At 64.7% G+C, this 12,627-nt stretch carries 11 protein-coding genes; 5 read left to right on the forward strand and 6 right to left on the reverse strand.

The genetic code is table 11. The annotated features are described in order from the left end of the window. Positions 1–33: 33 nt before the first annotated feature. Positions 34–168, reverse strand: coding sequence for a hypothetical protein (locus ACFFP0_RS09415; RefSeq protein WP_377259506.1), 135 nt, complete (start codon positions 166–168; stop codon positions 34–36). Here ACFFP0_RS09415 and ACFFP0_RS09420 point away from each other — a divergent pair, their 5' ends adjacent. Then, entirely contained in the window at positions 169–396 is a 228-nt protein-coding gene (locus ACFFP0_RS09420; RefSeq protein ID WP_377259510.1) for a hypothetical protein, read from the forward strand. Positions 397–405: 9 nt separating this feature from the next. Here the strand turns inward: ACFFP0_RS09420 and hutC are convergent, their stop codons facing one another. The 3 genes from hutC to ACFFP0_RS09435 form a co-directional block, all read right to left on the reverse strand. Beyond that, positions 406–1,197 (reverse strand): histidine utilization transcriptional repressor HutC, encoded by a 792-nt coding sequence (gene hutC / locus ACFFP0_RS09425; RefSeq protein ID WP_377259513.1) that lies wholly within the window; start codon positions 1,195–1,197, stop codon positions 406–408. 135 nt (positions 1,198–1,332) lie between these two features. Further along, a complete protein-coding gene (gene hutH / locus ACFFP0_RS09430) occupies positions 1,333–2,865 on the reverse strand; it encodes a histidine ammonia-lyase (protein WP_377259516.1) in 1,533 nt (510 codons plus the stop codon). A 145-nt stretch (positions 2,866–3,010) separates the two neighbouring features. After that, positions 3,011–4,357 (reverse strand): formimidoylglutamate deiminase, encoded by a 1,347-nt coding sequence (locus tag ACFFP0_RS09435; protein WP_377260122.1) that lies wholly within the window; start codon positions 4,355–4,357, stop codon positions 3,011–3,013. Positions 4,358–4,491: 134 nt separating this feature from the next. Here ACFFP0_RS09435 and hutI point away from each other — a divergent pair, with 134 nt between their 5' ends. The 4 genes from hutI to ACFFP0_RS09455 all read left to right on the forward strand — a co-directional run bounded on the left by hutI (position 4,492) and on the right by ACFFP0_RS09455 (position 8,948). Continuing rightward, the gene (gene hutI / locus ACFFP0_RS09440; protein ID WP_377259519.1) at positions 4,492–5,754 is read left to right on the forward strand and encodes an imidazolonepropionase; all 1,263 of its coding nucleotides are present in this window, start codon (positions 4,492–4,494) and stop codon (positions 5,752–5,754) included. Positions 5,755–5,856: 102 nt separating this feature from the next. Then, complete coding sequence (hutG, locus tag ACFFP0_RS09445; RefSeq protein WP_377259522.1) at positions 5,857–6,657, forward strand: N-formylglutamate deformylase; 801 nt, start codon at positions 5,857–5,859, stop codon at positions 6,655–6,657. 15 nt (positions 6,658–6,672) lie between these two features. Then, on the forward strand, positions 6,673–8,361 hold the full coding sequence (gene hutU / locus ACFFP0_RS09450) for a urocanate hydratase (protein WP_377259525.1): 1,689 nt from the start codon (positions 6,673–6,675) through the stop codon (positions 8,359–8,361). A 5-nt stretch (positions 8,362–8,366) separates the two neighbouring features. Further along, entirely contained in the window at positions 8,367–8,948 is a 582-nt protein-coding gene (locus tag ACFFP0_RS09455; protein WP_377259528.1) for a HutD/Ves family protein, read from the forward strand. 43 nt (positions 8,949–8,991) lie between these two features. Here ACFFP0_RS09455 and ACFFP0_RS09460 read toward each other — a convergent pair whose 3' ends face one another. Beyond that, positions 8,992–11,343, reverse strand: coding sequence for a TonB-dependent receptor domain-containing protein (locus ACFFP0_RS09460; RefSeq protein WP_377259531.1), 2,352 nt, complete (start codon positions 11,341–11,343; stop codon positions 8,992–8,994). Between the two features lie 136 nt (positions 11,344–11,479). Continuing rightward, on the reverse strand, positions 11,480–12,454 hold the full coding sequence (locus tag ACFFP0_RS09465; RefSeq protein WP_377259534.1) for a FecR family protein: 975 nt from the start codon (positions 12,452–12,454) through the stop codon (positions 11,480–11,482). Between the last annotated feature and the right edge of the window lie 173 nt (positions 12,455–12,627).

A 12,627-nucleotide genomic window follows, 5' to 3' on the forward strand; every position in this document is an offset into this window, starting at 1 on the left:
CGCCGAGCATTTTCTTGAGCGCGACGCGGGTGTTCAGGCAACCTTGGGGCCCCAGGGCAATTGCATGATGTGATCGAGATCGGGAATCGAGCTCAACTTGTCCTCGTTCGGCTCCTGGCCGAGGCCGTCCAGAGCATAGCCGGCATAGCGCTCGGAACCGTGCGCCATATGTTTCAGATGGGAGAGGGAGAGTATCTTGCCCTTCCGCACCCCATGGATGTCGAAAATCCGCTATGGCAGCGTTTCGTCGCCGAGGCGCCGGTCATACTCCGGTTCGCCGGGCAGAAGACGCCGCTCGTTTTCGATCTTGCCGAATATCCCGATCCTTATCCGCTGCGGCCCGGCGCCTGCCGGACGGGCAGAGTGCTTTCGCCCCAACCCGTTCCGAGACGGTAGCCTGTGCCCTCAGGGGGAGCCCGCAACCGGCGAGGACGGGGTGAACTGTACCACGAAGCGGTGCCGGTCGCCCGGGTAGATGAGCCGGACGAAGGTTATGAGTTCGCTGTCGCGCCAGGTCCGTCGTGCAATCGAAATGCAGGCGGCATGCTCGGCGACCTGCAGTTTCCTGGCCATGATCGCGTCCGCCATTACCGCGCGGAGGGAATGCTCGCCCCTGGTGAAGGGAACGTTTTTCAGGAGCCAGCTTCCCGGCGGCTCATCCTCGAACCGGACGGTTTCGACCTGCGGCACGGCGTCCAGGTTGATCTGCCGCGTTTCCATCGTGAAAGGCAGGCCGTCGGCGAAGTGCATGACTTCGAGAAACAGGAGCCTCGTCCCGACCGGGACCCCGACATGCCGGGCATCGACCGCTTCGGTCACCTTCCGGATGCTCCGGTTGGTGATCTCGAAACGGTAGGTCCGGTCGAGCGCCAGGATCTCCGCCCGGATGTCCTGGATATACATCAGCGGCTCCTCGAAACGTGGAGGAGCGACATATGATCCCGAGCGGCGCTTGCGCACGATGATGCCCGCAGCGGCAAGGCTCGACAAAGCCTTGTTCACGGTCATCCGGGAGCAGTTGTAGACTTCGACAAGCTCCAGTTCAGAGGGGATGCGCGTGCCGGCCCCCCATTCCCCGGTCATGATCTTGCGCTCGATATCGCGCTGTATCTCCGCATAGAGGGGCATGGACTGCCTTTCCGCATCCCTGTCCTCCTTCATGAGAGACGCAATCGCGGAAGCATCGTGCTTGCTCACCAAACGGACCTTTTCGGGCAGACTCGCTATCATCGGATTGGGTCCCATAACAGGTTACGCCATCTCCGTATATCGGAGACCTTGGTTCCGCTCCCTTCCGATCCGCCCGACATGACACCCGCAGCATGGCTGCGTTCAGCACAGGGCAGGGAGGATACCCGCGCCGACGGCGACGGCGAGCCGGCCCGACGAGACCAGTCCGGCTGCGCGTTGCAGATCGTCGGCCATGTAGCGGTCCTCCACCAGTTCCGGCACCGCGCCGCGCACCAGCCTGTGCACGGCGACGAGTTCCGGGCTGGAGGTCAGCGGCCTTCTCAGGTCGATCCCCTGGGCGGCGCTCAAGGTCTCTATGCCGAGGATCGAGAAGAGGTTGTCCGTCATCTGGAACAGCCGGCGGGCGCCATGGCAGGCCATCGAGACATGGTCTTCCTGGTTCGCGGATGTTGGGGTGGAGTCGACGGAGGCCGGATGCGACATCTGCTTGTTCTCCGACATCAGCGCCGCCGAGGTGACCTCGGCTATCATGAACCCGGAATTGAGACCGGGCTTCGGCGTGAGGAAAGCCGGCAGGCCGTGGCTCAGCACGGGATCGACCAGAAGCGCGATGCGCCGCTGTGCGATCGCGCCGATTTCGCATACGGCGATCGCGATCTGGTCCGCGGCGAAGGCCACCGGCTCCGCGTGGAAATTGCCCCCCGAGACGATCGTTCCATCCGAGAGCACCAGCGGGTTGTCGGTGGCGGCGTTCGCCTCGGTCGTCAAGGTCCGGCCTGCCTGGCGCAGCAGGTCGAGGCATGCGCCGACCACCTGGGGCTGGCAGCGCAGGCAATAGGGGTCCTGAACGCGCTCGTCGCCCTCCCTGTGGCTGGCGCGGATCGCGGAGCCCTCCATGAGGCGGAGCAGGGCGGCGGCCGTATCGATCTGGCCGCGATGGCCGCGCAACGCGTGGATTTCCGGGTGGAAGGGAGATGTCGAGCCCATCGCCGCATCGGTGGAAAGCGCGCCCGAAATCAGCGAGGAGACCAGCGCCCGATAGGCCCGGAAAAGGCCGGCGAGCGCCAGCGCCGTCGAGGTCTGGGTGCCGTTGATCATCGCCAGCCCCTCCTTCGCCTTCAGGGCAAGGGGGGAGAGGCCTGCCTTTTCCAGTCCCTGCGCGGCCGGCATGACATCGCCGTCCACCTTGACCATCCCTTCTCCGAGCATGGCTGCCGTCATATGCGCGAGGGGAGCAAGATCGCCGGATGCGCCGACGGAACCCTTTTCCGGGATGATCGGCAGGACGTTCTTCTCCAGCATGGCGCCCAGCATGTGGATGACCTTCGGCCGGACCCCGGAGGCACCCCGGCCAAGGGAGACGAGCTTCAACGTCATGATCAGGCGGACGACGCCATCGGGAAGCGGAGCGCCGACGCCGCAGCAATGGGAAAGGATCAGGTTGCGCTGAAGCGTTTCCACGTCTTCGGGGGGAATGCGCACGCTGGCGAGCTTCCCGAAGCCGGTGTTGATGCCGTAATGCGCCACGTCCCCGCCGAGAATTTCCGAGACGCGATCCGCGGACGCCTGCACGCCCTTCAGGCATTCCGGTGCGAGCCGCGGGATGATCGTGTTGTCATATACGGCTTGGAGCGTTTCGAGGGAGACGCTGCCGGGAACAAGCATATCGGTCATGAAGGAAGCCTCGGTGAGGGATCGCTCCGCAGGCGAAACCCGACGTTTTTCGATTTGTATATACAATAACAAATCCGCGGATGTGTAAAGCGCGCTTATCGCGAGCGGGAAGGATTGTCCCCGCCATCATGACGGGAAGCCTGCGTCAGATGTCGAGAAGGGTGCGCATCGTCGCGAGGAACTGCCGGTTGATCGTCTCGCGCGCCACATGGCGTCCTCCTTCGACCTGCCTGCGGCCACGCGCCCAGACGCAGTCGACCGCGACGCCGCCCGCGAAGATCCAGTGGTCGAGTATCCGGTCGCCGGAAAGATAGGGAACGGCATCGGCATCGAGCGAGACGAGGTCGGCCGGAGCGCCGGCGCTGAGGCCGGCCGGCGCGTTCAAGGCCGCCGCGCCGCCCGCGACCGCCAGATCGAACAGTCGGCGGCCCGTGGAGCCATTGGCCTCGGCGACGATGTTGCGGGCACGCAATGCCAGCCGCTGCGAATATTCGAGCTGGCGCAATTCGCCTGGCAGCGAGATCAGCACGTTCGAATCGGACCCGACGCCGAGCCGGCCGCCCTGATCGAGGAAGGCGGCCGCCGGAAACGTTCCATCGCCGAGATTGGCCTCGGTGATCGGGCAGAGGCCGGCAACGGCGCCGCTTCGCGCCATGCGGCACGTTTCGTCTTCGGTCATGTGGGTTGCGTGGATCAGGCACCAGCGCCGGTCGACCGGCGCATTGTCCAGCAGCCATTGCACCGGCCGGACGGAAGACCAGGCAACGCAATCCTCGACCTCCCGGGTCTGCTCGGCGACATGGATGTGGACGGGACCATCTCCCGCCATGGGGACGACGGCGGCCAGTTCCTCGGGCGTGACGGCCCTCAGGCTATGCGGCGCGACGCCGAGCGCGGCGCCATCGAGCGTGCCGGTCATGTCGCGACAACCATCCATCAGCCTTGCAAAACCGTCGAGGGAATTGACGAAGCGCCGCTGCCCTTCGATCGGGGGAGCGCCGCCAAATCCGGAATGGGCGTAGAAGACCGGCAGCAGGGTCAGCCCGATGCCGGTGGCGGCGCTCGCCGCGCCGATCCGCTCCGCAAGCTCGGCGACGTTGGCATAGGCGACGCCATCCCGATCGTGATGAAGATAGTGGAATTCCCCGACACGGGCGAATCCCGCTTCGAGCATCTCCATGTAAAGCTGCGCCGCGACCGCCTGCAGATGCTCGGGCGTCATCGTCAGCGCGACCTTGTACATGATCGTGCGCCAGCTCCAGAAGCTGTCGTTCGCGGGGCCGCGCACCTCCGCGAGGCCCGCCATGGCGCGCTGGAAAGCATGACTGTGCAGGTTCCCCATGGCTGGAACCAGCACGTCGTGGCGCTCCTCGTCGGCGCGGGGCGAAACGCCTGTCTGGATTGCCGAGATCAGCCCCTTTTCCAGCGTCAGGCGCACGCCTGCCTGCCATCCACCCGGCAGGAGGGCCGTGCCCGCATGAAGCGTCGTCACATCCGTTCGCGTCATTGTCCGTTGCCCTCTCCCTGAAACGTCCCGATGCCTCGACCGGCCCGGCGTTCCGAATTGCGCTTGTCACGCATCAATTATGTATATACATTTTGTTTTCGAGGAAAGGGGCAATGTGAATGAGCGGAAACGGAAAACCGGCCGGCGACATCCCGCGCAACGGCGAGACGGTCGTCTGGCGCAATGCGCGCATCGCGACGCTTGATCCGCGGCGCGCCGGTCTCGGCATCGTCGAACGGGGCGTGATCGCCGCCCGCGACGGGCGCATCGTCCATGTGGGAGCGGAGGACACGCTGCCTTCCGGGCTTTCCGATGCGGCAGCGAGCGTCGACTGCGCGGGCCGCTGGATCACTCCGGCTTTCGTCGATTGCCACACGCATCTGGTCTTCGGCGGCAACCGCGCGATGGAATTCGAAATGCGGCTCGCCGGCTCGTCCTATGAGGAGATCGCCCGGGCAGGGGGCGGCATCGTTTCCTCGGTGAAATCGACCAATGCGTTGTCCGAAGAGGACCTGATAGCGCAGTGCCTGCCGCGTCTCGACACGCTGCTTGCGGAAGGCGTCTCCACGATCGAGATCAAGTCCGGCTACGGGCTGAATGTCGAAGCCGAGCTGAAGATGCTGCGGGTGGCGCGGCGGCTCGGGACGCTGCGCCCGGTCCGGGTCGTCACCAGCTATCTTGCGGCGCATGCAACGCCTGAAGGATACAGGGGCCGCAACGGCGACTACATCACGGATGTGGTGCTGCCCGGCCTCGATGCCGCGAGGAGGGAAGGCCTCGCCGATGCCGTCGACGGTTTCTGCGAAGGCATCGCCTTCTCGCCCGGCGAAATCGCGCGTGTCTTCGACAGGGCGAAGGAACTCGGCCTGCCGGTCAGGCTGCACGCCGAGCAGCTCTCCAATCTTGGCGGGGCAAAGCTTGCCGCTTCCTACGGAGCGCTCTCCGCCGACCATCTCGAATATCTTGACGCGGACGGCGCCCGTGCGCTGGCGGAAGCGGGCACAGTCGCCGTGCTCCTGCCCGGCGCCTTCTATACGCTGCGGGAAAAGCAGGCGCCGCCGGTCGAAACCCTGCGCGGGGCGGGCGCGCATATCGCGATTGCCACCGATTGCAATCCGGGCACGTCGCCGCTGACCTCCCTCCTGCTGACCATGAACATGTCGGCCACCCTCTTCGGACTGACCGTCGAGGAATGCATTGCCGGAACGACCCGCGAGGCCGCGCGTGCGCTCGGCCTGCTCGCGGAAACCGGCACCCTGGAGGTCGGCAAATCGGCGGACTTCGCCGTCTGGGATGTCGAGCGCCTTGCGGAACTCGTCTACCGCATCGGCTTCAATCCGCTCCATGCCCGCCTCTTCAAAGGACAGGACGTGACCGGATGACCATGGCTCCACATTCCTGCCGGCCCACGCCGCGTCATGTCGTGGATTTTCGGAAGGGCGTCCTCTTCGCCCGGGCTTGCCTTTCTCGATGGAGGTTCGGCGTTGAGCGTCTTTGAAGTTCGAAAGGGCGCATCGCCCGTCATTCTCGGCTTTCCCCACACCGGCACCGACGTGCCTCCCGCCATATGGGAGCGGCTGAACGACAACGGCCGGATGCTCGCCGATACCGATTGGCATATCCACGAACTCTACGACGGCCTGCTTGCCGACGCGACGACGGTGCAGGCGACCTTTCATCGCTATGTCATCGATGCGAACCGCGATCCCGGTGGCGCGAGCCTCTATCCCGGCCAGAACACGACCGGCCTCGTTCCGGAAACCGATTTCGACGGCAAGGCGATCTGGAAGCATGGCCAGGCGCCGACCGAAGCCGATGTCGCCGAGCGCCTGCGGGATTACCATGCTCCCTACCACGCGGCCCTTGCGGCGGAGATCGAGCGCGTAAGGTCCATCCACGGCATCGCCATCCTCTACGACTGCCATTCGATCCGCTCCCGCATTCCGTTCCTGTTCGAGGGCAAGCTGCCGGATTTCAACATCGGCACCGATACGGGCAGGACATGCGATCCGGCGATCGAACAGGCCGCGGTCGCCACGGTGTCCTCCGCGGACGGCTATGACCACGCTCTGAACGGCCGCTTCAAGGGCGGGTGGACGACCCGGCATTACGGCCGGCCGGAGAAGGGCGTGCATGCGATCCAGATGGAGCTCGCGCAATCGACGCATCTTGCGACCGAAGCCCCTCCCTTCGCCTATGACCGGGACAAGGCGGAAAGGCTGCGCATCCACCTCAAATCCATTCTGACGCGGATCGAAAAGATCGCGCATGGCCTCGCACGCTGAAAGGAAGCGCTCCAGATGAGCACCAATCCACGCCATAACATCCGCGAAATCCGCGCGCCGCGCGGCAACGAGCTCAATGCGAAGAGCTGGATGACCGAAGCACCGCTCAGGATGCTGATGAACAATCTCGATCCGGACGTGGCCGAGAACCCGAACGAACTGGTCGTTTATGGCGGCATCGGCCGCGCCGCCCGCACCTGGGACGATTTCGACCGCATCGCCACGACGCTGAAGACGCTCTCCGAGGAAGAGACGCTGCTGGTGCAGTCCGGCAAGCCGGTCGGCGTGTTCCGCACCCACAAGGATGCACCGCGCGTGCTGATCGCCAATTCCAACCTCGTTCCGCACTGGGCGACCTGGGACCATTTCAACGAGCTGGATAAGAAAGGTCTTGCCATGTACGGCCAGATGACGGCCGGTTCGTGGATCTATATCGGCACGCAGGGCATCGTGCAGGGCACCTACGAGACCTTCGTGGAGGCCGGCCGGCAGCACTACGGCGGCAATCTCAAGGGCAGGTGGATACTGACCGGCGGTCTCGGCGGCATGGGCGGCGCCCAGCCGCTCGCCGCGGTCATGGCCGGCGCCTGCTGCCTCGCCGTCGAATGCGACGAGACCCGCATCGATTTCCGCCTGCGCACACGTTATGTCGATGAAAAGGCGAAGACGCTGGACGAGGCGCTGGCGCTGATCGACAGATGGACGAAGGCGGGCGAGGCGAAATCCGTCGGCCTGCTCGGCAATGCCGCCGAGATCTTTCCGGAACTGGTGCGCCGCATGAAGGCCGGCGGTCCGCGTCCCGACATCGTCACCGACCAGACCTCGGCGCACGACCCGCTGAACGGATACCTGCCCGTCGGCTGGACCGTCGCCGAAGCCAAGGCCAGGCGGGAGAATGATCCAAAGGCCGTGGAAGCGGCGGCGCGGGCCTCGATGAAAAGCCATGTCGAAGCCATGGTCGCCTTCTGGGACGCCGGCGTGCCGACGCTCGACTACGGCAACAACATCCGCCAGGTCGCCAAGGACGAAGGGCTTGAAAACGCCTTCGCCTTCCCCGGTTTCGTGCCGGCTTATATCCGCCCGCTGTTCTGCCGCGGCATCGGCCCGTTCCGCTGGGCCGCCCTTTCCGGCGACCCCGAGGATATCTACAAGACCGATGCCAGGGTGAAGGAACTGCTTCCCGACAACAGGCACCTGCACAAATGGCTCGACATGGCGAAGGAGCGCATCGCCTTCCAGGGGCTGCCGGCGCGTATCTGCTGGGTGGGTCTCGGCGACCGTCACAAGCTTGGGCTCGCCTTCAACGACATGGTCCGCAAGGGCGAATTGAAGGCGCCGATCGTCATCGGCCGCGACCATCTCGATTCCGGCTCGGTCGCATCGCCGAACCGCGAGACGGAAGCGATGAAGGACGGGTCCGACGCGGTCTCCGACTGGCCGCTGCTGAACGCCCTGTTGAATACCGCGTCGGGCGCCACATGGGTATCGTTGCACCACGGCGGCGGCGTCGGCATGGGCTTCTCGCAGCATTCCGGAATGGTGATCTGCTGCGACGGCTCCGAAGACGCCGACCGGCGACTGGAACGCGTGCTCTGGAACGATCCCGCCACCGGCGTCATGCGCCATGCGGACGCCGGCTACGACATCGCGCTCGACTGCGCGAGGGAAAAGGGGCTGCGGCTTCCCGGCATTCTCGGGAACTGAGCCTCATGAAAGTCCTGCGTTCGGCCGACTACAGGCGCATGCCCTGGAAGAACGGCGGAGGGGAGACGGTGGAAATCGCCGTCTTCCCGCCATCCGCCTCGGTGGATGATCTCGACTGGCGCATCAGCATGGCCACCGTCGCCACCGACGGGCCGTTCTCCATCTTCGAAGGCGTCGACCGCACCCTTTGCGTGCTGAGCGGCGAGGGCATCGGGCTTTCGATGCAAGGGCGCCTGCCGGTTTCCCTGACCCGCCAATCCGATCCCCATGCATTTCCGGCCGATCTGCCGACGAGCGCCCACCTGATCGGAGGGCCGATCACCGATCTCAACGTGATGACGCGGCGGGGGCGGTTCGTGCACCGGGTCAGGCTGGAAAGAGGCATGCACCGGGTGCTCGTGTCGCCGGAGGCGGCAACGACCGTGGTCGTGACCGCCGGCCGCTGCCGCATCGCGCGCGACGGGCTGGTTCTCGAACCTCTCGACGCGGTCATCCTCGAAGCCGGCGACGACACCCTGAGCCTGCAGCCCGAAAACGCTGTCGGGATCATCATCGCCGCCATCAACCGGGTGGTGCCGGGAACCTAGCCCGGCCTCGCGCCGGCCAGTCGTGACCTGAGGCCCGTGAGCCTCAGAACGTCGCTTTCGCGGTCAGAAGGAAACTGCGGCCCGGCTCGTAGAGCGGCGTGACGTTGCCGAATTCCTGCCCGTAGGTCGCGCGATCCGAATAGGTTTCGTCGAAAATATTCTTCACTTCGACGCGGAAGGTGAAATTCGGCATGGCTTCCGGCTTCCATTCCGCAAAAAGGTTGACCACTTCGTAAGCCTTGTAGGGGGCAGCGCCCGAGGCGACGTGGTCGTATTCCGGTGAGATCTCGATGTCGCCGCCGATCGTCAGCCCCCAATCGACGAAGGTGTGGGCCGCTGTGACCGTGATGATGTCGCCGACCGGGGTCGCAAGGTAGTTGCCGGTGTCGGAATCCGCGGGAGCGCCATCGATATCCACTCTGATGTGGGCGTATTTGATCTTCACATAGCCGCTTGCCCACTCGTAACCTGCGCCGATCTCAAAACCTTGAGATACGAGATCGCGGTTGCGCAACGTCGGCAAAGCACCGGGGAATGGTTGCGTGGCAGCCGTATAGCTGTATAGAGCCGCGCGGGCATTATTGATATCGGTCCGGAAGAGACTGCCCTCAAGGGTGAAGCCCTCATGGTGTGCTTCCAACCCGATAAGATAATTATTCGCCGTCACCACTTCCGGTCCATCCGGGCCATAATCCCAGGCCGGGTTCATGATGAAGTTCTCCGCAAGCGGAACGCCGGCCCACACATGCGAGAACCCCGCCTTGGCGGTCAGGAAATCGGTAAGGTCGTATTCGCCCGAAACATTGGCGCTCAGGCCCCCGTTGTCGAACTCCTGTCCGCCTGTCCCGGTAAACCATTGGTGGTCCGCGCGTGCGCCGAAGGACAGGCGCGTCTTCTCCCAGGGTTCCAGCCTTGCCTGCGCGTAGATGCCGATATTGCTGGCCTTCTCGCGCGAAGAGTCCGAAAATCCGAGCACCGTGCTCGACGCGTCGAGTTCGGCGCGGTCACGGTAGAAGTCGACGCCCGCGACGATATTGCCGATGTCGAACGAGAACTTGTTCTCGAACTTCCCGTTGAAGCTCGAGGTCTCTCCGATCGCCGGATAGGTGGTCGGGATCGATGGAGCGGGGCAACCGCGCGGGCAGGCGTAAGCCAGCGTCTCGACTTCCGTGCTGCTGTAGGAAAGCATGATCGTCGGGTCCCACCAGCCTTCCGGGGACGTATCCGTATAGGTGAAGACCGTGTTCTGGCGGTCCAGGCGATAGTCGCGAACACGGGGCTCCCAAGGGCGGCCGGTATCGACGAAGCCGGCATTGGCGCGGAAGGGGCGCGGCGCATCGTCGACCACCCGGTCATGGCTGAGCTCGAAGCGATGGCCCTCCTCGGATTCGTAGGCGATCTTGCCAAGGCCGCTCAGCAGGTTGGTTTCCGTGCCGTCCACGTCATCGCCCTTGCCCGACTGGAAATCGTCGCCCTTGCCGAACGTGAAGTAACCCAGGAATTCGAAGCCTTCGTGCCGGCCATAGGCCGAGAGGCCGGCCGTGACCGTATCGCTGTTGAAATTGTAGGTGGACGTGACGAAACCGCCGAACGACTGGCCCGGCGCCAGGAGATCGATCGCATCCTTGGTCTCGTAGTTGATCGAGCCGGCCAGAGCGCCGGGACCGGCATCGGCCGGTGCGATGCCGGCGTCGACATCCACCGCCTTGAGGATCGAAGGATCGATCAGGTTCGTGGCGTTGTGGTGGAAGACCTTGTTGTTCTGCCGGGCTCCGTCGATACTGACGGCGAGGTTGGTTTCCTCGACGCCGTGGACATAGACCTTCTGCGACATGGGAAGCGAACTGCCGACCTGCACGCCGGGCTCCTGGCGGAAGACGTCGGCAAGGTCGGTCGGATTGATCCGTTCGAGTTCTTCCGGTCCGATCACAGTCTCGCCGACGCCGCCCTGGCCGATTCCCTGACCTTGCAGGACGATCGGCTGCAGCGTCGTCGCGTTCTCCCCGGAAGGACCTGCGGCATCCGACGGAGCGCCGATGACGGCCGTGCCGTTGGCGATCCGGTAGGAGATGCCGGTGCCTGCGAGCATCCGGGCAAGCGCCTGTTCCGGCGTGAGATTGCCGCTGACGGCGTGCGCATCGACGCCGTGCGTCGTCGAGGCGGCGAGCGTCACCTGAAGGCCGGACTGGCGACCGAAGACATTGAGAGCCGATGCGAGCGACTGTGCCGGGATGTTGAAACTGCGGACCGCGGCCTGCGCCAGGGCAGGGGAGGCAAGGAGGGCATTTCCCGCGACCGCGGTCACTGCCGCCGTCGCCACCAGATGCAACGCAAGAACCTTCCGCCTGCCTTTCTTCTCCGCACCACGCACTGCTTCACGCACCAGCAAAATCATTCGCCCCGTCTCCTGGCTATGCCTTTCATATGCAAGCCCCCCGGCCTGCGCTTCAGCGTAGAGACGACTGCGTCCGGCGCTTTTTTCACGCGCCAGCGAAAATTTTCAGGAAATTTTAGCAATCCGGATTGGCGATCTAGAAAAGGGCAAGCACGCGCAGATAGGGGGAGATGCGGTGCACCTTGCCGCCATAGGGCTGGACAAGCGCCTCCAGCGCCCGGTCGGGATCGGAGAGACTATAGAGGCCGGTCACGCGCCGATTGGCAAGGTCGCCGCTCGGAACGCTGATCCAGGCGGGGTGATAGCGCTGCAATTCCCGGACGACCGAGGCGATCGTCACATCGTTGACGAACAGCCGTCCGTCCCGCCAGGCGGCCATGTCCTCGGGCGCCAGCCTGCTGCGCGTTATCCGGCCGCTGCCGCGGTCCACGGTCACGGTATCCCCCGGCGAAAGTTCGAATGCATGGGACGCGTCGCCCACGGCAAGGCCGACGACGCCACGCAAAAGCTCCACCGTCGTGTCTTCGGATCGCATATGGACGTCGAAGGCGGTCCCGAGCACGGTGACCTTCACGCCGCCGGCGGTGACGACGAAGGGCCGGGCCGGATCGTGCCTGACGTCGAAAAAGGCCTCGCCCGCGAGCAACGTCACATGCCGCGCGCCATCGGCAAAATCCGTATCGATGGCGCTCGCGGCGCCGAGTTCGACCGTGCTGCCGTCCTCAAGCGTGATCTTGCGGAGTTCGGCCGTCGCGGTCTCGAAATCCGCACGGTAGCGAAGGAAAAGCGAGGGGCCCGCGAGGGCCAGGACAAGACAGGCCGCCAGTGCGAGCGCCACGCCGACACCCCAGGCGCGCCGACGCCGCAGGGCGATCCCCCCGGCCTGCGTTGCGGAAGGCTGCCGGAGATAATCGTGGACGGGCGTCGTCTCGCCCATCAGTTCCCAGGTCCTGCAGGCCTTCATCCACGCATCGCGATGGGTGGGCGACCGGTCGAGCCAGTGCCTGAAATCGTGCTCGTCGCCATCCGTCCGGCACGGTTCGCGCAGGCGCAGGAACCAGTCCATCGCCTCTTCCAGAATGCCTTCGTCCGTTTCGTCGTGCCGTGCCAAGTCGTACCTGCTTCGGATATCCTGCCGCTTCTACAGCATCGACCTGAAAATCGGAACGATTTTCAAAAAGTACGATGCGTAGATTCAATAGGTTAGAGCACCGGCGCATCCGAGTGGACGCACGGCGCCCCGGCCGAAATTCCCTTCCTTGCGTAAGAACGATTGGCTTGCCC

This window comes from Neorhizobium puerariae (assembly GCF_042429745.1).
Taxonomy (GTDB): domain Bacteria; phylum Pseudomonadota; class Alphaproteobacteria; order Rhizobiales; family Rhizobiaceae; genus Neorhizobium; species Neorhizobium puerariae.